This is a genomic window from Rhizobium sp. BK176, assembly GCF_024808055.1.
Genome location: NZ_JANUBV010000001.1, coordinates 269,225 through 287,179 on the forward strand (window position 1 = coordinate 269,225; position 17,955 = coordinate 287,179).

At 60.3% G+C, this 17,955-nt stretch carries 24 protein-coding genes; 12 read left to right on the plus strand and 12 right to left on the minus strand.

What is annotated here, in order from left to right; translation table 11 throughout:
* Positions 1-48 precede the first annotated feature (48 nt).
* Genes FHT76_RS01570 through FHT76_RS01580 form a run of 3 tightly spaced genes read left to right on the plus strand, consistent with a single transcriptional unit; the run spans position 49 to position 1,135 of the window.
* On the plus strand, positions 49-381 hold the full coding sequence (locus FHT76_RS01570) for a hypothetical protein (RefSeq protein WP_259183890.1): 333 nt from the start codon (positions 49-51) through the stop codon (positions 379-381).
* Positions 378-917, plus strand: a complete 540-nt coding sequence (locus tag FHT76_RS01575; protein ID WP_259183891.1) for a NifU family protein — start codon at positions 378-380, stop codon at positions 915-917. The genes FHT76_RS01570 and FHT76_RS01575 overlap by 4 nt, the downstream gene beginning before the upstream one ends.
* Complete coding sequence (locus FHT76_RS01580; RefSeq protein ID WP_259183892.1) at positions 914-1,135, plus strand: hypothetical protein; 222 nt, start codon at positions 914-916, stop codon at positions 1,133-1,135. The genes FHT76_RS01575 and FHT76_RS01580 overlap by 4 nt, the downstream gene beginning before the upstream one ends.
* Before the next feature lie 18 nt (positions 1,136-1,153).
* On the opposite strand, the gene FHT76_RS01585 is transcribed toward FHT76_RS01580, so the two are convergent.
* Complete coding sequence (locus FHT76_RS01585; protein WP_259183893.1) at positions 1,154-1,582, minus strand: hypothetical protein; 429 nt, start codon at positions 1,580-1,582, stop codon at positions 1,154-1,156.
* 156 nt (positions 1,583-1,738) lie between these two features.
* Between FHT76_RS01585 and FHT76_RS01590 the strand changes: the two genes are divergently transcribed.
* Positions 1,739-2,602, plus strand: coding sequence for a metallophosphoesterase (locus FHT76_RS01590; protein ID WP_259183894.1), 864 nt, complete (start codon positions 1,739-1,741; stop codon positions 2,600-2,602).
* A gap of 28 nt (positions 2,603-2,630) precedes the next feature.
* Here the strand turns inward: FHT76_RS01590 and FHT76_RS01595 are convergent, their stop codons facing one another.
* Complete coding sequence (locus FHT76_RS01595) at positions 2,631-4,439, minus strand: PcfJ domain-containing protein (RefSeq protein ID WP_259183896.1); 1,809 nt, start codon at positions 4,437-4,439, stop codon at positions 2,631-2,633.
* 68 nt (positions 4,440-4,507) lie between these two features.
* Positions 4,508-4,879 carry a hypothetical protein gene (locus tag FHT76_RS01600; protein ID WP_259183897.1) on the minus strand — a complete coding sequence of 124 codons (372 nt, stop codon included), beginning with the start codon at positions 4,877-4,879 and terminating at the stop codon, positions 4,508-4,510.
* A 275-nt stretch (positions 4,880-5,154) separates the two neighbouring features.
* Between FHT76_RS01600 and FHT76_RS01605 the strand changes: the two genes are divergently transcribed.
* The 3 genes from FHT76_RS01605 (at position 5,155) to FHT76_RS01615 (ending at position 8,594) form a co-directional block, all read left to right on the plus strand.
* Positions 5,155-5,343: a hypothetical protein gene (locus FHT76_RS01605; protein ID WP_259183898.1), complete on the plus strand. Its 189-nt coding sequence runs from the start codon at positions 5,155-5,157 to the stop codon at positions 5,341-5,343.
* 195 nt (positions 5,344-5,538) lie between these two features.
* Positions 5,539-8,055, plus strand: coding sequence for an EAL domain-containing protein (locus FHT76_RS01610; RefSeq protein ID WP_259183899.1), 2,517 nt, complete (start codon positions 5,539-5,541; stop codon positions 8,053-8,055).
* A gap of 179 nt (positions 8,056-8,234) precedes the next feature.
* Positions 8,235-8,594 carry an aminoacyl-tRNA hydrolase gene (locus FHT76_RS01615; RefSeq protein WP_259183900.1) on the plus strand — a complete coding sequence of 120 codons (360 nt, stop codon included), beginning with the start codon at positions 8,235-8,237 and terminating at the stop codon, positions 8,592-8,594.
* A 250-nt stretch (positions 8,595-8,844) separates the two neighbouring features.
* On the opposite strand, the gene FHT76_RS01620 is transcribed toward FHT76_RS01615, so the two are convergent.
* The 3 genes from FHT76_RS01620 to FHT76_RS01630 are packed head-to-tail and all read right to left on the minus strand — an operon-like array spanning position 8,845 to position 9,877.
* Positions 8,845-9,309, minus strand: coding sequence for a hypothetical protein (locus tag FHT76_RS01620; protein ID WP_259183901.1), 465 nt, complete (start codon positions 9,307-9,309; stop codon positions 8,845-8,847).
* Entirely contained in the window at positions 9,306-9,638 is a 333-nt protein-coding gene (locus FHT76_RS01625) for a hypothetical protein (RefSeq protein WP_259183902.1), read from the minus strand. The genes FHT76_RS01620 and FHT76_RS01625 overlap by 4 nt, the downstream gene beginning before the upstream one ends.
* Positions 9,639-9,670: 32 nt before the next feature.
* Positions 9,671-9,877 carry a hypothetical protein gene (locus FHT76_RS01630; RefSeq protein WP_259183903.1) on the minus strand — a complete coding sequence of 69 codons (207 nt, stop codon included), beginning with the start codon at positions 9,875-9,877 and terminating at the stop codon, positions 9,671-9,673.
* Positions 9,878-10,055: 178 nt separating this feature from the next.
* Here FHT76_RS01630 and FHT76_RS01635 point away from each other — a divergent pair, with 178 nt between their 5' ends.
* Genes FHT76_RS01635 through FHT76_RS01645 form a run of 3 tightly spaced genes read left to right on the plus strand, consistent with a single transcriptional unit; the run spans position 10,056 to position 11,558 of the window.
* On the plus strand, positions 10,056-10,463 hold the full coding sequence (locus tag FHT76_RS01635) for a hypothetical protein (RefSeq protein WP_259183905.1): 408 nt from the start codon (positions 10,056-10,058) through the stop codon (positions 10,461-10,463).
* 13 nt (positions 10,464-10,476) lie between these two features.
* On the plus strand, positions 10,477-11,175 hold the full coding sequence (locus tag FHT76_RS01640) for a DUF3841 domain-containing protein (RefSeq protein WP_259183906.1): 699 nt from the start codon (positions 10,477-10,479) through the stop codon (positions 11,173-11,175).
* Positions 11,172-11,558: a hypothetical protein gene (locus FHT76_RS01645; protein WP_259183907.1), complete on the plus strand. Its 387-nt coding sequence runs from the start codon at positions 11,172-11,174 to the stop codon at positions 11,556-11,558. Before FHT76_RS01640 ends, FHT76_RS01645 begins: the two co-directional genes overlap by 4 nt.
* A 159-nt stretch (positions 11,559-11,717) precedes the next feature.
* Here the strand turns inward: FHT76_RS01645 and FHT76_RS01650 are convergent, their stop codons facing one another.
* Entirely contained in the window at positions 11,718-13,181 is a 1,464-nt protein-coding gene (locus tag FHT76_RS01650; RefSeq protein ID WP_259183908.1) for a hypothetical protein, read from the minus strand.
* A 17-nt stretch (positions 13,182-13,198) separates the two neighbouring features.
* Positions 13,199-13,441 carry a hypothetical protein gene (locus FHT76_RS01655; RefSeq protein ID WP_259183909.1) on the minus strand — a complete coding sequence of 81 codons (243 nt, stop codon included), beginning with the start codon at positions 13,439-13,441 and terminating at the stop codon, positions 13,199-13,201.
* Positions 13,442-13,571: 130 nt separating this feature from the next.
* Here FHT76_RS01655 and FHT76_RS01660 point away from each other — a divergent pair, with 130 nt between their 5' ends.
* Complete coding sequence (locus tag FHT76_RS01660; protein ID WP_259183910.1) at positions 13,572-14,405, plus strand: ATP-grasp domain-containing protein; 834 nt, start codon at positions 13,572-13,574, stop codon at positions 14,403-14,405.
* 10 nt (positions 14,406-14,415) lie between these two features.
* Here the strand turns inward: FHT76_RS01660 and FHT76_RS01665 are convergent, their stop codons facing one another.
* Entirely contained in the window at positions 14,416-15,108 is a 693-nt protein-coding gene (locus FHT76_RS01665; RefSeq protein WP_259183912.1) for a hypothetical protein, read from the minus strand.
* A 200-nt stretch (positions 15,109-15,308) separates the two neighbouring features.
* Positions 15,309-15,716 (minus strand): hypothetical protein, encoded by a 408-nt coding sequence (locus FHT76_RS01670; RefSeq protein ID WP_259183913.1) that lies wholly within the window; start codon positions 15,714-15,716, stop codon positions 15,309-15,311.
* Positions 15,717-15,899: 183 nt separating this feature from the next.
* On the opposite strand from FHT76_RS01670, the gene FHT76_RS01675 reads away from it, so the two are divergent.
* On the plus strand, positions 15,900-16,079 hold the full coding sequence (locus tag FHT76_RS01675; RefSeq protein ID WP_259183914.1) for a hypothetical protein: 180 nt from the start codon (positions 15,900-15,902) through the stop codon (positions 16,077-16,079).
* A 58-nt stretch (positions 16,080-16,137) separates the two neighbouring features.
* Here the strand turns inward: FHT76_RS01675 and FHT76_RS01680 are convergent, their stop codons facing one another.
* Both FHT76_RS01680 and FHT76_RS01685 read right to left on the minus strand, forming a co-directional pair.
* Positions 16,138-17,274, minus strand: coding sequence for an OmpP1/FadL family transporter (locus FHT76_RS01680; protein WP_259183915.1), 1,137 nt, complete (start codon positions 17,272-17,274; stop codon positions 16,138-16,140).
* Positions 17,275-17,556: 282 nt separating this feature from the next.
* A complete protein-coding gene (locus FHT76_RS01685; protein WP_259183916.1) occupies positions 17,557-17,877 on the minus strand; it encodes a hypothetical protein in 321 nt (106 codons plus the stop codon).
* Positions 17,878-17,955 lie beyond the last annotated feature (78 nt).

Here is a 17,955-nt window from a genome sequence, read left to right on the forward strand (position 1 = left end):
CTTCGGAGGCGGAATTTTACGGCAGGTCGCCGAAAAGAAAGACGAGACATGACAACGAATGAAACCACGGCTTCGGAAAACTGGAGCCTTTGGGACGTGGACGGCCACGGCACCCTGCTATTGACCGATGATCACGGGCAGGTCCTGGTCCAGACCGTCGAACTCGACCTGAGCGGAACCGAACCGGTCGCCGTCTCCAAGTCCCCTTCGGCCCGCAGGACCGTCCTCGCCGGCGAGGGCGGCCACACCGAACTCTTCGAAACCGTCCTCGTCAACCATCTCGCCATTTTCGAGATCGACCGCGAGAATGCCGCCCGTCTCATGCCAGGCGACAGCGCGCCTGCGGTGCAACTCGTCGCCGGCATGCGAGGCTGCCGATGAAAGAGCTCATCGTCCGCATCGAACCGACGCCGAACCCACTGACGAAGAAGTTCAGCTTCGACGTCCACCTGACGGATTCCCCTTATGAAATCGCGGATGCCGTAAGCGCCCCCGAGGCACTAGGGCCCCTTTTTGGAATCGGCGTCGCTTCCGTATTCGTCGGCCGCGATTACCTGTCCCTGACGGTCGCAGACGAAAACAGCTGGATCGACGTCCAGAACGAGGCAAGGGCGATGATCTCAGCGTCTGCGGATGCATTGGCCAACCTGTCTCGGCGGGATGCCGTCGAGAGCGACAGCGATCCCGTCGTCACCAAAATCAAGGACCTGCTTGAAACGCATGTCCGCCCGGCGGTCGCCAATGACGGCGGAGACGTCCGCTTTCACAGCTTCGACGACAAGGGTGTTCTTCATCTGGAGATGGTCGGAGCGTGTTCGGGTTGCCCGTCTTCGACGGCGACGCTCAAGCACGGCATCCGCAACATGATGCGCCACTTCATCCCCGAGGTTCAGGACGTCGAGGCGGTGGCTCGATGACACGCCGTTCGATATCCTTCACGGCCTCGGCTCGTCCGAGGCGGCCCAGCGACGCAGTGCGACACCTCTACATGGCCGGCGTGGCGCTTCCCTCCGCAAGGCGGATGGTCGCGTCTGCGGAGGCGGGGGAGACCGCCTCCGACACGTTCATGATGCTTCCGGGAAACGGCGGCCTGCTCAGGGCGCTCGCAGCCAGCGGCTACGACGCCATCCTCTGATCTCTCTGACCCGACAGTTCAGTTGCCAAGCACCACGTTAGGCATGCGCTGCGGCTGGCCGTTCGGCAGCAGGCTGTGCTGCTTGATGCTGGCCAGTTCCTTCTCCGAGAGCATGCGCAGGAAGCGCAGGGTGATGTTGACGCTCTTTTCGCCGATCGTGGTGCGCCGCTCGGACTGCTTGACGCAGCCAATCTTTTCGATGCGCGCGTCAGGAATATCGAGCGTCATGGAATCCGGAAGAACGGTGTCGACCGAGAACTCGATGATGGCACCCGAACGCGATATCCGCGACAGCTTGCAGCGCCGGGATTCCGTGAAGGTCAGGCCGTTGCGCAGGTATTCGACGCGAGCGGCGTTGTTCGTCGCCTCGAGCGGGAACTTCGGCTCCTTGTCGTACATGTAGGATTCTTCGCGGGAGAGGTATGATCCAGTGCGTCTAACGTCCATCTTGTCATCCCTTTCTCTTTTTCCTGCATGCCTCTTAGACCCGAATCCGTAAACGAACGGTTAATTCCGGACTCCGACGGAGGTTGTCCACCGCCTCTTATGTTGCCGATTGCTTTCCGGCGAGCGAAAATCGAGAAATCGGAGACATCAATTAAAATGCAAACGATCGACTTCTTCATCGCCGACACCCACGGAGAATCCGTTCTCCTCATGCAACTCCTTTCCTTCCTACAGCGGCACGCCCGCAGCAGGGGGGCGGAGCCGCGATACACGTTCCTCGGAGACCTGGTCGACAGGGGACCCGATTCCAAGGGCTGCGTCGAGACGGCGATCCGTACGATCCAACGGCACGAAGGGTCCGTGCTTCTGCTCGGCAATCACGAGTACATGATGCTGGATGCGCTGGACAGCAATGGAAAGTCCGAACTCTCCGGATCATGGGCGTTGAACGGCGGCATGGCCACCGTCGAGTCCTACATGGGAAAGCTCGACATCAAAGGCATGTTCCCTGCACTCAAAGCCAACTTCGGACACCACGTCGCCGCTATCCGTAACGCATCTCTGAGCGTGGAACGCCACGGCCTTCTCGCCGTGCATGCAGGCATCGAGTGGACCATGGACCTCGCCGACCAGGGCGTGGACATCCTCGCCGGCATCAGAGACATGAAACCCTATTCCAATTTCAGGGAAAAATTCCTCGCACACGTCGACCCCAAGGCCAGACCTGTCATCCATGGCCATACGATCATCGGCATGCGACCGGAGGTCACGGAAAACCGTATCTCCATCGACACCGGCGCAAGCCGCAACGGTCGACTGACGGCCTGCATCGTCGACCCCGATACTTGGGACATATCGTTTGCGCAGTCGACGGAAGCGGGTGTTCGCTATATTGAAGCGCGGCGGCTCGACCGCGGGTTCGGAACCCTGTTGGACGACCCAAAGCGCGTCTTCGAGGCATATCGTTCCACATCGGCGGAGAATGGGGTCCAGGCGGCCTCCAGCCTATCGATCGGGTGACAGCCTCTCGCTACGAATGCCAAGGCGTTTAGCGGCGGCGAGGCATCGGGTATGATTTCAGGACGGGCGAGGGGGCGACCCTCGCCGTCGTCACCGGCTTTTGCGGCTCCGGACCGATAACCAGGCTGTCCTGACCAGCGACCTCGATGAGCATGGACGACAGCCTCGCCTCGTATCCTTCACCAAGAAGATTGAAGACGACGTTCGCATTGGCACCTGCGAGCCTGGCACGCTTTGCCTCGAGAAGCATGTCCTTGACCCGCATCTTGACGCTCGACGGCACCTGCGCGGCAGCGACGGCATAATCCTGCCCGAGGCCGCAAGCGAAGAACGCCTGTACGAGGTCGTTCTTCTTCACCCCGGGTGTCGATGACCTGACAACGTGGTAGATGCCCTGATCCGACCGGATCGCCTCCACGATCTTGCGAAGTTTCGGCTCCATCCCGTTGAGAACGCGTTCTTCCTTGCCCGCGGCTCGACCCGAGTTGAGCATCGCCAATCCAAGCGCCGGAACCGTGTGGATGCGCGCCGAGAGCGTCTGGCCGCCTGGAGCCGCCGCCAACGTATGTTCCCGCGAAGCAACCTCGGCCTTCTCGTCGAGCGACAACAGGAAGTCCGTAATTCCGGCCATCGGATCGATGGCGACACGCCGACCCTCGAAGCACAATCGAACAAATTCGTCCAGTCCCCCTTCGGCGAATTTGCGAAGGACATTCGACGTTCCGGATTCGTATGCCGACCGAAGGCTCCTGAGAAAGGCATCGGCCGCGGACGCCACGAAGGCGGAGACCGCGGCATCGTCCCGAACATCGCGGACGATCTCGTGGACATGCATTCTCCTCACGAGGTCGCGCGGTGTGACGCTGCCCGCCTCGAGTTGCGCCAAAGCGATCGACGATGCGACCGAAAATGCTTCTCCTGGGTCTTCGGTCAGGAAGAAGCTCTTGTTCCGCGGAACGGCGTAAATCGCCATCGTGGCGTCGCCGGCCTTCCGGGCGAAACCCTCTTCCCGCGACGGGATCGCGACGTCGGCCATCCACTGCCGGACCTTCTCCGCGTATTTCGGAACAGGGACCCGGTTCTGCTTGCCTCTGATCTGCGCGGCATACCAGTCGACCGACTCCACCACCTGGTTCATGCCGGCCCTCAGGTTCGCCATGAGACGCAGTTTGCCACGTCCTTCGACATCCACCTCGGCGGGCCGGCTCAGCTCGATCGTGACATGGGGTTGGCCGTCGGCGTCGCGTAGCGACACGATCCTCGTGTCTCCACCCTTCACGCGGTTCCAGTAGCCGCCGACGCAGTGGCCCATCTGCGCGCCCTCGGTCTTGAGCGCCATGGCGGTGGTCAGTTCGGCGAAGAACGATCCGTCGGGAAACTCGGCGATCTTGCGCACGCCCGACATGACGTCCTTGGAGGTCGATCGGACCCTGGCCAGCGACGCATGCCAGTCGACCGCCATCTGCTCGGCGTCTGACCACGACAGGCGTTCGATACGGCGGATGCGGCGGTCCGAGAGAGGTAGAGACTCCATGAAATCCATAGTGTCGAGCGCGCGTTCGATGAACGCCTGGAGCAGAGCCTTGTCTGGCGAATAGATTTCGTCGCCTGCCTTGAAGGCGGCGACGATCTTCTGGACGACGTCAGGGGGCATTCGGTCGAGGGCGGCGGCTGCGACGACGGATTTCTCGGAGGTGAGGCGGCGATGAAGGCCCGCCGTGCGGCGGACGTGACGGCGCACGACGCGCTCGGCCCATTCCGATACCGTCTGACGGGTGCTTCTGGCTGCGATGACGTCGGTTGCGACGAACGCCGGGGCGAGACCGATTACCTGCATTTGAAGACTCCAAGTGTGCCCGTATTAGGCGCAAGCGGCCGGCAACCTTCAAGCGGCGGGATTGGCTTTCAGGCGCACATATCCAGCTCGCCGGAGAGCGAAATCGAGCGGCCGCCCGACAGATACCACGAGCGACCTGTCGAAGCTTCCCTGACGACGCCCTCGAAACCCTCCGATGCCAGCGCGCCGAACATCTCTTCCGCGGCCTTCTTCACACCGTCGACAAACATGCCCCGAGGCGTCACGCAGACGTCGAGGAAAGGACGCTCGCCATTCAGGACCACTTGGAATCCGGCTTTTGTCAGCGCATAGGAGTAATCGCCGCCGTCGCGGAGATAGCCGTGTTCGTGCAGGCATGCGAGGCTTGCGAAGTGGCCTTCTACCGGGGCCGAAGCCGGGAAGCCGATCTTTGCGATGATGTCGTGGCGCATTGCGTTCATTTCAATTTCACATTCGTATTTCGCGGCGAGCGCCCGCAGTGTCGCGGAGACCGTTTCGAACCCACCGATTAAAGGGATTGGCAGGCCGTCCGCCAGGACGCCCGCTATACATGTGCTTATCGTTCGACCCGTGACCGAAGTCAACAATAAAAATGAAGACGTCATATTTATTTCAAGACGTCGATGCGCGATAATGGCCGTAGGCCGCAGGAGTGCGAGAATGCCTTGTGGCGTGATCAAGAACTCGCGCCTTAGATATAAGGAGAAAAACGAATATGAGCGCCCTCGACCGGACCATTCATCCCGATGTCCACGAGCTCACGGAGATCGACACGGTGATCACGCAGATCGTGGCTTCCTGCGGCTGCATGACCAAGACACCCGAGCCCAAGTTCCACGCCGACCATTGCCGCTATAAGCACCTCGCTTACCGCCTGGAGGAACTGACGACGACGGGTGGGTGACCGCAAGTTCACTATTTGTGACGTTCTTATTGATTCCGTTCAAATTTTAAGTATCGCGCCACACCGACGTTAACCTTTCTCGACTTCCCCTGTTAGTAGAGCATTTCGTCCTTGCTTTCCGATTGCGAGTTCCTTAATGGAAGGTCGTCGGTATCCAGGCGAAAGCTGGAATTCCGGCACGTCCCAGGGGTCATTATGCACTTCAATTTGGTATCGATAATCAAGAACAGGCTTGGAATGGTCGGGGCAGAGGCCGCCGAAGACAAGATGTTCTTCCGCAAGCCCTCGCTGCGACCCCTGTTTCAGGGCAGGTCCGCGCTGTTCCAGGGCCTGATCGGGCAGATAGGTGCCTGCTCGATCGCCTATGCGGATACGGGCGACAAGTTCTATTTCGTGTTCTGCGGCATCGCCATCGCCGTCTTTCTCGGCCGCGTCGCCCAGTTTCGCGCATACGACCGCGTATGCGACCACCTGATCTCCGATGCCAGCACGGAAGAGGAGATCGACCGGTGGTACCGCTACTATATGACGGCGTCGTCGATGACGTCGCTGGTCGTCGGGACCCTCACCGGCTACTCCATCTACTTCCACCCCGGTCAGTGGGCCACCTGTATACCCCTCGCGCTCACGCTCGGCACGATGGTCGCCGCGGTCGGACGCAACTACGCCAACGGCCAGAACGTCTTCATGATCGTGATGTGCAGCTTCCTTCCCTGCATCACGGCGTTTCTCGGCTTCGCGGCCTACAGCGGCAAGTACTTCATCGGCATCGGCGGCGCGATGCTCCTCATTCCGTTCATGCTGGCGACACAGGCCATGGCGAAGGCCGTCCGCAAGACCCTCAAGGATACGATCACCGCCATGGAGGACGCCTACGTCCTCAGGAACAAGTTCTACAACGCCGTTTCGAATATGCCGAACGGGCTTCTGATGCTGGAGCCGAATGGCAACATCAAGTTCTCCAACGGAGTAGCCAAGGCTATGTTCGGCGTTCCCGACGACGTCGAGCTGACCGGCAAGTCCATCGAGGACCTCTTCATGCATGGCGCGCGCAAGGGTGCCAGCGAGGCCGAACTTCTCGGCCTTCTTCCGCGTAACAGCAACGTCTACGACATGGCCAACAACCGGGTGCGCCTGTCGCCCACGGATGCCGTCGGCTTCAAGGAACGCATCTTCAAGCTGCTGGAGGGCACGTCGAAGACGGAAACGCTCAAGTTCTCCGACGCTTTCCAGATCGAGTTCACCATACGCCAGGAAACGTTCGACACGACCGACCATCATCATGGCAGGCACGACGGCTACGTGGTCGTCTGCGAGGACGTCACCGAGCGTGTCCACCAGCAGGAGAAGGTCCGCTACTCGGCCAACATCGACGGCCTGTCCGACATCCCGAACCGCTCGCACATGCGCGAGCTGGTGGAGGAAGCCAAGAACATCCGCGCGAAATCGCGCGGACCCAACATCGCGCTATGCGTCTTCGACGTGGACAAGTTCAAGGACATCAACGATACGCTCGGCCATGCGGCCGGCGACGAGGTCATCCGCTCCGTCGCGCAGAGCATGAAGCAGCTCAAGCGCCAGACGCCGAGCCTGATCATCTCGCGGCTCGGCGGCGACGAGTTCGTCCTCGTCCTTCCGCATATCGCAGAGAACTTCGACGTCGGTTCGTTCATGGACAACGCCTTCCGCACGATTTGCAAGGCGTACGACATCTTCGACAAATCGGTCGAAGTACGGTGCAGCGGCGGCGTCATCGTCGTGCCGAAGGCGAAATTCAACCTCGACGACGCGATGAACAAGGCCGACCTGGCCCTCTACAAGGTCAAGCAGGAGAAGCGCGAGCGCAAGGAATCGACGCTGCGCTGGGCGCTCTTCGACCGCGAACTGGAACAGGTCTACCGGAACACCCAGCAGATGCGCTCCGAGTTGCAGGAAGCGGTGTCGAACGGCCAGATGGTCGTCGAGTACCAGCCGATGTGCACGCCCGACGGTCTCAAGATCGAAATCTGCGAGGCTCTCTGCCGTTGGCACCATCCGCAGCTCGGCGTGCTTGGCCCCGACAACTTCATCGGCATAGCCGAGAGCATGAACCTGATCGGCGACATCACCAAGCACATGATCCGCACGGCCTGCCGGGATTGCGCGAGCTGGGACGACGAGACCTGCGTCTCGGTCAACCTCTCGGTACTGGACCTCGCCCACTTCGAGATCGTCGAGGTCATCTCCGAGGCGCTCAGGGCGGCCAAGCTTCCCGCCACCCGTCTTCAGGTGGAGATCACCGAGTCGATCTTCCTCAAGGAGAGCGAGAAGGCCCGCCAAATCCTGACGACCCTCAAGAACATGGGCGTCAAGACGGCCATCGACGACTTCGGCACGGGCTACTCCAACCTCGCGATCATCAGCGCCCTGCCGCTGGACAAGGTGAAGGTGGACCGCGCGTTCCTTCAGGACATCACCACCGAAGAAAAGCCCCGCCGCCTGTTCGACGCGATCGTCAGCCTCGGCAAGAACATGGGCCTCGGCATCGTGGTCGAGGGCGTCGAGAACACGGACCAGCTGGAGCAGATCAACAAGACCGGCGTCAACCTGATCCAGGGCTACCTCTTCGGCAAGCCGATGAAGAGCCACGAAATCCGCGACGCTCTGGTCGCCAAGAAGGCGGCGGCAGGCGGCAACGTGATCTCGATCGTGTCCCGCAACAACGCCCACTAAGTCCCGCGGGCTTTCATCGCGGCCGTCGCACCTTGACTGGGGCGGCGGCCGTTTTCATTCTGGTAGGGCAACCCAGAAAGGAACGAAGATGACGTAGCCCTGCCACACGGATTGGCCCGCTTCCCGAGAATACGCCCTCCCATACCCAACCCGCCGATGACCGCGACGATCATCTGATCATGTACGCCGTCGTCCGCCGCGATCTCGACATGCCGACAGGAAAGCTCTCCGCTCAAGCCGGACATGCTTACACGGCATCCCTATTCGAGTGCATCGACACCCATCCAGACCACGCCAGACGTTACAGGCTCGGCCTGAACGGCGGCTCAAAGGTCACGCTTTACTGCCGCAGTGAGCGCGAAATCCGAGAGCTTGCAGACCGCTGTCGCGAGGCCGGAGTGCCACACGCGCTCTTCACCGACGAAGGACACGTTCTGCTTCCGCATTTCGACGGTTCTCCTGTCGTGACGGCGCTCGGGATCGGGCCGCTGCGACGGACAGACGCACGAGCTATCGTGAAAAAGCTGAGATGCGTTTAGACGAAAACGCCCCCGTTCTTGACGGGGGCGTGCGGGCTTCGTCGACCAACGACCCTGGTTAAGTCAAGCGACGACTATCGCGTCGAGGAGGGCTTGCTCCCACTCGCCGGTTGCGGCGTGGCCCCACTCCCGGAACACGCCTTGCAGGTTTCCGCAGCTCCGCTCATGTAACCCGTTGTGAACCGGACGTACAAGCTGCCGTTCCCGTTGCATTTGACGCACGGCGCAGCGCCAATCTTCCTTGATACGGTCATGCTGATTGTCCAGCCGCCGTCTCGGCTTCCGAGACGGCGAACCTCTTGCGGCCTTCCTCTGTACCGAGCGGCAAGGCCTCCCAGATGGCGGTCGGGCAATTCGGGCATACGTATTGGCCCTGGCCCTCCCAATGTCCGATCATCCAGCCTTTAGCGCCGGCGATGTCATCTTCGTCGCCGACGGCGCACTCGAAGTCCAGGACCTCGCGACAGCTGAAACAGGAAAATCCGACCGAACGGATCGTCTGCGCGACACCGCTTTCGGTGATCGAGTAGAACTGACGCGATCCACGACCACCGCGCGTCACCTTCACGTAACCGAGCGGCGCGAGCCGGCGCAGAATGGCGGTCGTCGCACCTCCCAGCTGATTGGCGGGAAAACCGGCGTACTGCGGATAGGCAACGTGCCGATGTTGCAGGACAGCCAATGCGTGCCTCTGGCGGTGTGTGACAGACGTCATTTGCGGTTCTCCGATGCTCGTCCGATTGCCCATGTCGCGCCGTCCTTGAACGCCGTCTGCATGCCGAGATCACCGCGTTCGGCGGGCGCTCTCTCGCGAAACCATTCGTCAGCCGCTTCGAGAACCTCGGATACGGAGATTTCCCGCGGCGTCTTCTCGGGCGCGATCTCCAGTGGAGTGGCACCAACGACCGGGCGGCCGAGCATTTCGCAGGCGATCTCCCACATGCGGTCGGCGCGCTTGGCGAGCGATCCTTCGTCTGTCGCCATGCGCAGACGTTCGATTTCGGCAAAGGCGGTCTGCGCTCGATCATGCTGGGTAGAGGTCATGTCACGTCCTTGAACGGAAAGATAACGGATGGTCAGTTACGGATGGCCACTTGCTCGGGGGCGTAGCTCCATTCGAGCTTGCCGTGGTCCGTGAGACTGCCGTCGCAGACATAGGCGACTTCACCGCCACGATCGACACCGTGTGCCTTCGTTCCGCACAGCGGGCAGGCGACGCTTTCGAAGCGACGAGCCGGGTTCAGGCGGTTTCGGAAGCTAGCAATGTCGACGACCAAACCCATACTCGACCTCCATATTTCGGCCAAGTCTTAGGGTTTTACAAGGTCATTGTCAACACATTATCGTCTCGAAGTCTTGGTTTTCATGTGGCCTGCGTCAGCACTTTCGCATGTCGACGTCTTGAAATTTCTCCGGAAACCGTTTATGGCAGGGCCTGGTTGCTGGCGAAGGAGAAGGCGAATGAAGATCGTTATCAAGGACGACTGTTACACCGCAGTCACCCGTGAAGCCAACGACGAGGAATGGTCTGGAGAAGACACGGACACCTCCCACGACTTCGGCAGTGCCTCCCTGGTGGAAAGCGGCGACGGCCTCGAGGTCGGGGAAGATTTCCAGAAGGGCGATACGGCCCATCTCGTGATCGCCGTTTGGTCCGCAGGAGATTCCTTCTCCAACCGTGTCGGTGCCCACTCGGAAATCATGTCCGCACACAAGGAGGCGAAGAACGCCTTGGAGGCCAAACGGATTCTCGAGAAGACCGAGGTAGGGGTTACGCTTCCTGACGGCTTCGAAGTTCGCCATATCCCGTGGGTCGGGCATTTCGAGCGCCTGGAATACGTTACGGTGGAAGAACGCATCCTGGAGTAATGGCGGACAAAGAATGCGCGTCTTCCACTACATGGAAAGCGATGCCTACGAGGCGTTGCGCAAGGTTGGCCATATCGTCGGCTCGCCCGAGCACTCGGTATTCAACGACAACGACCAGTTCGTCAGCGCCTATGGATGGCTAGCCGACCGGATGGCGAGGCGGATCGGACCGGCCCCGGCGCATTGTAATCCGCGCTGGCCCGTTTTCGGCTGGGCCGAACACAACGGACAATCGGCGCTTGAGTACGATAGACTGCGCGAACTGCCCGGACACGATGATACCACCGACGCGCCCTTCCTCGTCGGCTTCGACGTGCCGGAGGGTTTATACCTGCTCTCCGACTTCGACGATTGGCACTTCGTCCTAAACGGCTGGTTCCTTCCGTCGTGCGGTAGCGACGTCGAGGATGACGGCGGCGAGACCGACGCGTTCTACGCACTCTGTGAAAGCCATGGCTATGACCGCACATGCGCGCCCGGTCCCGCTGGACCGGCGGATGCTGTCGAAACGATGCGGCGCTCGAATTGGGATCGGATCATCGAATATCCCAACCAGTATGGCAGCGTCCAGGCTTCCATGTGGGAACTTCGGTGGGACTGGGCGTTCCTCGTCAAGGCGCGACGCGATGCCGCCATCCTGAAAAGCAACTCGGTTGTCAAATGCTCGGTCAAGACCGACACTCTGGCGACCCAATTGGAAATCCAATCATGACCGAGGCCAGACCATCCCTACACAACCGTGACAGCGTCATCGCCGCCGCTGACATGCCGACCAATCTCACCGACCTCTGCTCGAAGTCGTTTCTCTTCAGGGGAGCCGAAGTCCCAGATCAGGACTACTTTATCTCCGCGAGCCGGATCGAAAAAGACGAAACGGGGAAGGTCCTGGAGGCCACGCTCTCCCTCACGAACATGGAAAACTTCGAGGGTGTCGATTTTCTGATCGCCGAACGGTCGATGGGCGGTCAAGTCGCCATTCTGCCTGGCACACCAGTGACGATCATCCACAGCCTACCTGCGTTCTTCGAGACGCTTACAGACACGTACAAAGCCGATTTTTCTGCGGCGACCCCGACCGTCGGCATGCGAATGTAAGCCGCCGGCTGTCGATCGACGACGCCTGACTTCAGGTGTGACTGGAATTTTGGAGTTGAGGTCATTGAGCTTGGCGATCCGCCGCTCTCTGGCCTCGTTCTCGTCTCTTTTTGACTCCGCCCAGGCCAATAGCGAATGGGCAAAACGTCGCCCATTCAATCACGGCTCTGTCAGGAGACCCTCAAGAGCCACACCCTTGCTTGCGATGATGCGGTCGATCGCGGCGTTCGACACAGGCATTCCGTAGACCCCGATCATCCATTCCAGATGCTGTTCGAGGACCGCGACGTCGTGCCTGTCCATGGCTCCGGCGCGCGACAGGATTTCGGTATTGCCGTGGATTTCCGGCTCCATCTCGAGGATGGAACGCAGATCGACGATCCGTATTCCCGGATCGCAGGACAGGACACGTTCGCCCGCGTCAATCCAATACAGTCGGGAATAGACGTAATGCTCGGCCGCGAGAACGACGTTGGAGATGGCCTGACCGCGGTCCCGGCTGACGTTGTCCAGCTTCGCCGAGAACGTATCCGATTCCAGCGACGCGAGAAGGTCGGTGAATTGCTCGGGCGACACTGAGGCGCGCGGCCGCAGGATGCCCTTGACCGAGTTCCAGGAAACCTCGGTGGCATCGGAAGCCTCTATCAGGTACTTTCGCAACAGGACGTGCGACATGACGGCCGGCATGTCGGCTTCGCCGTATCCGCCTTCGGCAAGGGCCTGCTCCAGCCTGTCGCAGGTTTCGAGGAATATGCGGACATTGCGCGCCAGCGCCACCAGCCGCTCGTCGTCGTCCTCTTCGACGCCGAAGGACGAGATCGCCATCCGGAAGTCCGCGCCTCCGTCGAACAGGCTTCTGCGAATGCCGGACAGAGCGGACAAGGAATAGCCAAGCAGGTTGATGCCGTGGCTCTCGCGGACCTCTCTCGCGGCGTAGGCGAGTTCGACGCGAAGGCCTTCCACCGCGTCGAGGCATTCGTCCGACGGCATGTGGGGGAGCTCCCAGCCGGCCGACAGGCTTTCACGACTATGGAGGAAGCCACCGACCGCGGCGGTGAGTACCAGAACCGAACCGATCGTCCACTCGTCGCCTTCGAACACCAAGGAGGCCTTCTCAACGAACGCGCCGACGAATTCCATGAAAGAGCTGATGCGGTCTACATGCCGACGCTCCGCATCGAGCACGACGCGGAGTTCTGTCTCGTCACCGCTAGAAAAGCGACGAACAAAGCTCCGGAAGGCGTCGTTCGCGCCGATCTTCTCGCTGACGGCGACGGCCTGAACGTTGAAGCGGTGATAGATCATGACGGCGCGGACCAGCGGATCGACGTCGGCCGGACGCTTTACCGCCTCCCAGACGAAGCTGTCTGTCGGCGCTGGCGAGGGCAATATGTCGGCCGCGCGGCGGATCGCCCCCAGCTCATGTTCCGTGAGAGCGGCGTGCGGGCCGAGCACGGCCTCGACGGATGTCCGAAGGTTTCCCTGCAGCGCAACGGTTGGAACCTTCGGCACAACACCGAGTGTTTCACCGACCATCGCCACCGTTTCGGCCGACACAAGGCGACGACCCTTTTCTTCGGCCTCGATGTCGATGAGCGCGAGGCTTGTGGATTTTGCGGTCATGGTTTTCCCTGATGTCTTCAGCAGCCCGCGCCCAACATTCCGTTGACGTGTTCGGCCAACACGGCGGCCGGCCTGTCCGCCAGCGGATAGATCACGTCGAAATCGAAACCAGCCTCCGCGACAAGCGCCTTGGCTTCAGCGATCCGGTCGGCGATCTCCGGCTCCTGCGGTGTCATGAACTGAAAGGTAATCTCGGTCTCGACGACATGATAGGCGAGCGACTTGCACAGTCTCTCCAGCAGTTTTTGGTCCACACTCATAACCGTCTCCGAATTTGTTGTCCCGATGATTATTCAAGACGTCACATCGTCCCGTCAACAGGATTTGACGCGAAACCTTGCCTGTCTGTCTGGCGTTCCGTATGATCAACAGGAAAAAAGGAAGACGCCAATGAAACCGCTCTGGGTACTGGACAACTACCTGCTAGAACGCTCGACGCCCCAAAGCGGTCCGACATTCGCCGAGGCTTTGACCCAAGCCGGCTGCGATGTCTCCCGGCATTCCTTCGAGCCGCGCGGACGCAAGCTCAGCGGAGAGCTGCCGTCACTGGCAGAGCGAGCCGTGATGGCCTACGGCAGCTACGCTTTCGTTCGGCACGTACTTTCAAGCGCCAACCCGACCGTTCCCCGACCCGGCTCCTATATGCAGATCGAAAACCTGTCGTTCCACCGCTTCGCGGCACACCTCGGAGACCTTCTTCTGAACGATGATTTCCACATTCTGCCGTTCGGAGAACTCAAGCGTCGCCGGTCGCCACCAGGTGACGTATTCGTGCGCCCCGACAGGGTCACCAAGTCCTTCACGGGCTTTCCGGTGAAGGCAGGTAGCTTCGAGTATGAAATGTCCTGCCTCGAACGACTGTCAGGCGTTGGTCTGGAAGAACTGATTGTGGTCGCCAGCGCCAAGCCGATCGATCTCGAATGCCGCTACGTCATCGCGGACGGCAAGGTGGTGGCGAAAAGCACCTACGGCTGGGCGGAAGGGTTCACGCCGTCGACAGCCACCGACATTCGTTGCGACGAAATCGCAAGAGAGGTCGCGGGCCGCGACTGGCAACCGGACACGGTCTACACCTGTGATGTCGCGCTTTCCGAAGATCGCGGCCGGGTGGTCGAGCTGAACAGCTTTTCCTGCTCCGGCCTATATGCCTGCGACACCATCGCCGTCGCCGAGGCGGTCAGTGCATGCGTCGCCGACGAATACGGGATGAGCGTGAAGGAATAAGTCCCGACGGTCAGAACCTCGGGGCTGCAGCAGCCTGGGCTTTTGGTTGGGCAGGGACAGCGATGCTGCGGAAGTAGTCGGCTGTCATATCGGTCGATAGGGCGGCGATCTGGAAGAGCGCCTCCTGCTTGTCGTCCGTCAGGAACATGACACCGTCCTCACCCCTGTCCTTGTTGAAGCCGAGTAGATTGCCGCAACGGTCGAATGTCTGCGCGACGCCGTAGTACATGATCTTGTCGCGAGAACTGTCGAGTAGCTTCACATAACGCTGCTGGTCGGTTCTTAGTTCGATGTCGCCGTTCGTCACGAAGAAGCGGATCGTCTCGTATGTCTTCGCGGTCTTCTCCTTGACTTCGCCGAAGCGGCAAATGCCATGGCTCAAATACCCGGGGATCAGACCTGCGTCGACGGACTTGACCATGTTGTGGCGGAAGCGCATCTTGTCGGTGAACTCGGCATGTTTGCGGTCTCCGAACGCCAGGAACACGGTCTTCATTCTGGCAGCCACCGCCTTGGCGACGGCGTTCTCGAGCGAATCCCCCTGTTGAGGCGTGGAACCGCGGACAACCCCGTTGAACCACTCCTGGTGACGCGGCGTAAGCTGCCTGGCCGCCTGCATCTCGGCATAGGTGTCTTTCAACACCTTCATGTAGATGTCGTTCGCCACTGTTCCACGCGTCTCCTGGGAAACTCCAACGCCCATGTTCGTTACTTCCGTCTGCTAGGTATTGTCCGGAACAGACTCCGGGCGGCGCGTGCAAGCAACAAGAGCCCGCTTTGTACCAGGCATTGCCCGGCCGGCCAGAGGAGTAACGGTTGTCCCCGCTGATCCGTCCGCCGCAGCATGGTGGGCGACATCATCGAGAACGACGGCATTTACCCCGTCGTCGGCCCGCTCGGATTTCACACACTTTCGCGGTTCGAACCGAAGGTAGACGATGTTCCGGTCCCTGGAGCGCCGAAGCCGTAAAGCGGCGACAGCCGCTTCTCGATCCCCATCACGGAACCGGTGACCGCGATGCAACGGTTCACCTCCTGGACGCATTCGTCTTCGAGAGGCATGGAAACCAGGGTCAACGCGTCGGCGAGCCCGATTGTCGACGGTGACTTCGACAGCTTCGCCCGCGTTTCGTCGAACCACTTGCTGACGTCGTTGTATTCTCCGTGATGATGAAGGACACCGTCCTCGGTGTCGTAGGCGAGCGCGACACTGCCGCCCCTGTGACAGAGCCTCTTCCGGTTTCCCTTGCTGTCCGTTCGAAACAGTTCGCCGTCAACGAGCGAGTAGGGGAAATCGAATCTGTCTGTCATGCCATAACTTCCAGTATTTTCCTGATCTTAGCCGCATCGGCTCATGCGCGCAACATTGTTGGTCGGAATGCGAGTCCTTGAAATCAAAACTCAGCTCCCAACGAAGTCCTAAATTAATTGACGACTACCGATAAAAAGGAAATAATCCTGTTAAGACTTCGTTAAGATTTCAAGGATGCGCGGATGACCCTCGACGTATTGAATTCTGCATGCCCAGTCATCGATTTCGGCCCCGATGCGCACGGTCCCTTCGGTGAGGCCTGGCGTTGGCGCATGGGCGGATACGCGATCATCGCGACATCGTCCGTCCTGACCTGCACCCTCTACTGGCATGTCGGCCAGTACCTGCTTTCGCTGGCCTAGTCTGCGGACAAAAAAACGGGCGACCGCCAGGCCGCCCGTCGATGTCGTTTTTACCCGGTCAGAAGGCAATCCGGTACTGAGCACGGAGACCAAACCCCCAGCTGCTCTGGCTCGACGCATTGAGCGGGCCGTACTTCGTTTCCTGTTCCGGTTCCAACCATGCCGCGGCGACCGCGAGGTTCAGGTTCCCGCCGAACTTGTCCTTGATGTCTGTTCCGACAGCGAAGGCGACAGTGTCGCCATAGAGGTCCCATCCGGTCGAAACACCACGATCGTAGGTGACGCTCGCGAATCCCGCGATGTTCGGGGTGAAGCTGTGGGCGACGCCGCCCGTAATCGTCCAGCCGTCGCGCCAGTGGTATTCGTTGTAGAAGTCGGACGGACCGAACTTCAGGTGCAGGCGTTCCATGACCGACCAGTCAGTCCACTTGACCGAACCATAAGCGAGCCAATCCTGGGCGATACCGCTCTGGACCTTCAGTTCGACGCTCTGAGGAAGTTCGCCCCAACCAGCGGCGGGTGCCGTCAGACCGATCCGAGAGAAGTCCGCGTCGCCGTCGGCCTCGAAGGACGTGCCCGAGCGATAGACCAGGGACGTGCGGAACGCGATCTCCGGGATGTCATAGGCAACGCCCGCACGCCATCCGAAGGCACCGTCGCCGAGGTCGACCTTGAGCGGGCTGATCACGCCGGGCGCGACGAAGGTCATCGCCGAGAGATCGTAGTTGAAGTCTTCATAGAACGCGCCACCGAGGATCGTCAGGCGGCCCGGACCGACCGGCATGTGATATGCGCAGGTGAGGCCGTATTCGTCGGTAGTGAACTTTTCCTTGAGCTTGCCACGGGAATCCATGACCCCACCGTTATCCGACGCGCCACCGTTGGAGATCGTGTAGGTGCCGGCGCAGGAGAACTGGTCGTTGATGTCGAACTTCGCGGCGAGCGAAGGAACCCAGTAGGTTTCGGAGAATTCCTTGCCGTCGAGGGCAGGGGAAAGGCCGGGGAGGCCCGGCTTCTTGTCGTACTTGCGGTTCGGATCGACGAACGTCACGCTGTCGCGGGTAACGACGTTGCCGTCTTCGAGCAGAATGTAGATATCAGCGTCGCCATAGGTGAAACCGCCCGCAGACGCGCTGGTGACGTCAAGAACCGAGATGACCGAAGCGGCGAGAGCCAATGCAATGCGTGTATTCAATTTACAAACCCCACTGTTTGCGGAACGCCACGGTTCCGCCAAATTCCGATGTGGCTCATACTGAGCGCGATGTGGGATGTAAATAGCCAAATTCGGGGAAAGAACTCAGTGCGGCAAATATGCATCAGCACGCCACCGTACCATTCCAGGACACGGGTGGGCGGCCCTCCCGCCACCGCCATCTATGTCAGGGGCGAGAGCGGTGAATCCTTCGTTAATCAACGGACCGCCGGATAGCGAGTTCATTAATAACGACCGCCGATTTCCTTTGGACGAACGTCATTATTCCGGCCGACGGGAAACCCATTCCGTGCGGACCGGAGACACGATCGAGAACGACAGCTGACAAAGACCCGTCATCAGGACGTGACCGAGGTCGGCTGCCCTGTTGAAAAGCGTTTCGTGGTCGGTCGGGAAACGGGGATAATTGATGAAGCCGACGCGGACCCCGGTCTCTTCGCCGCCGCTGTAGATATAGGAGACAGCCTCGACGGTGACGCAGGCCCCGACTTCGAGCGTCCACTTGCGGCATATCTGCTTCGCCTGCTCGAGGTCTCCGGCGATATAGATGTCTATTTTGATGGTCGGCTCCGTTTTGGACACCGCTCGTGACAACGCCTGCATAGTAAGTCTCGCTTGCTTGAATAAAAAAAGGCGCGACACCGGAGTGCCGCGCCAAGG

What these genes read in the sequence shown, in the direction of transcription:
- FHT76_RS01570 (WP_259183890.1), top strand. Translation starts at nt 49, where the DNA reads ATGACAACGAATGAAACCACGGCTTCGGAAAACTGGAGCCTTTGGGAC.
- FHT76_RS01575 (WP_259183891.1), top strand. Translation starts at nt 378, where the DNA reads ATGAAAGAGCTCATCGTCCGCATCGAACCGACGCCGAACCCACTGACG.
- FHT76_RS01580 (WP_259183892.1), top strand. Translation starts at nt 914, where the DNA reads ATGACACGCCGTTCGATATCCTTCACGGCCTCGGCTCGTCCGAGGCGG.
- FHT76_RS01585 (WP_259183893.1), bottom strand. Translation starts at nt 1,582, where the DNA reads ATGGACGTTAGACGCACTGGATCATACCTCTCCCGCGAAGAATCCTAC.
- FHT76_RS01590 (WP_259183894.1), top strand. Translation starts at nt 1,739, where the DNA reads ATGCAAACGATCGACTTCTTCATCGCCGACACCCACGGAGAATCCGTT.
- FHT76_RS01595 (WP_259183896.1), bottom strand. Translation starts at nt 4,439, where the DNA reads ATGCAGGTAATCGGTCTCGCCCCGGCGTTCGTCGCAACCGACGTCATC.
- FHT76_RS01600 (WP_259183897.1), bottom strand. Translation starts at nt 4,879, where the DNA reads ATGAACGCAATGCGCCACGACATCATCGCAAAGATCGGCTTCCCGGCT.
- FHT76_RS01605 (WP_259183898.1), top strand. Translation starts at nt 5,155, where the DNA reads ATGAGCGCCCTCGACCGGACCATTCATCCCGATGTCCACGAGCTCACG.
- FHT76_RS01610 (WP_259183899.1), top strand. Translation starts at nt 5,539, where the DNA reads ATGCACTTCAATTTGGTATCGATAATCAAGAACAGGCTTGGAATGGTC.
- FHT76_RS01615 (WP_259183900.1), top strand. Translation starts at nt 8,235, where the DNA reads ATGTACGCCGTCGTCCGCCGCGATCTCGACATGCCGACAGGAAAGCTC.
- FHT76_RS01620 (WP_259183901.1), bottom strand. Translation starts at nt 9,309, where the DNA reads ATGACGTCTGTCACACACCGCCAGAGGCACGCATTGGCTGTCCTGCAA.
- FHT76_RS01625 (WP_259183902.1), bottom strand. Translation starts at nt 9,638, where the DNA reads ATGACCTCTACCCAGCATGATCGAGCGCAGACCGCCTTTGCCGAAATC.
- FHT76_RS01630 (WP_259183903.1), bottom strand. Translation starts at nt 9,877, where the DNA reads ATGGGTTTGGTCGTCGACATTGCTAGCTTCCGAAACCGCCTGAACCCG.
- FHT76_RS01635 (WP_259183905.1), top strand. Translation starts at nt 10,056, where the DNA reads ATGAAGATCGTTATCAAGGACGACTGTTACACCGCAGTCACCCGTGAA.
- FHT76_RS01640 (WP_259183906.1), top strand. Translation starts at nt 10,477, where the DNA reads ATGCGCGTCTTCCACTACATGGAAAGCGATGCCTACGAGGCGTTGCGC.
- FHT76_RS01645 (WP_259183907.1), top strand. Translation starts at nt 11,172, where the DNA reads ATGACCGAGGCCAGACCATCCCTACACAACCGTGACAGCGTCATCGCC.
- FHT76_RS01650 (WP_259183908.1), bottom strand. Translation starts at nt 13,181, where the DNA reads ATGACCGCAAAATCCACAAGCCTCGCGCTCATCGACATCGAGGCCGAA.
- FHT76_RS01655 (WP_259183909.1), bottom strand. Translation starts at nt 13,441, where the DNA reads ATGAGTGTGGACCAAAAACTGCTGGAGAGACTGTGCAAGTCGCTCGCC.
- FHT76_RS01660 (WP_259183910.1), top strand. Translation starts at nt 13,572, where the DNA reads ATGAAACCGCTCTGGGTACTGGACAACTACCTGCTAGAACGCTCGACG.
- FHT76_RS01665 (WP_259183912.1), bottom strand. Translation starts at nt 15,108, where the DNA reads ATGGGCGTTGGAGTTTCCCAGGAGACGCGTGGAACAGTGGCGAACGAC.
- FHT76_RS01670 (WP_259183913.1), bottom strand. Translation starts at nt 15,716, where the DNA reads ATGACAGACAGATTCGATTTCCCCTACTCGCTCGTTGACGGCGAACTG.
- FHT76_RS01675 (WP_259183914.1), top strand. Translation starts at nt 15,900, where the DNA reads ATGACCCTCGACGTATTGAATTCTGCATGCCCAGTCATCGATTTCGGC.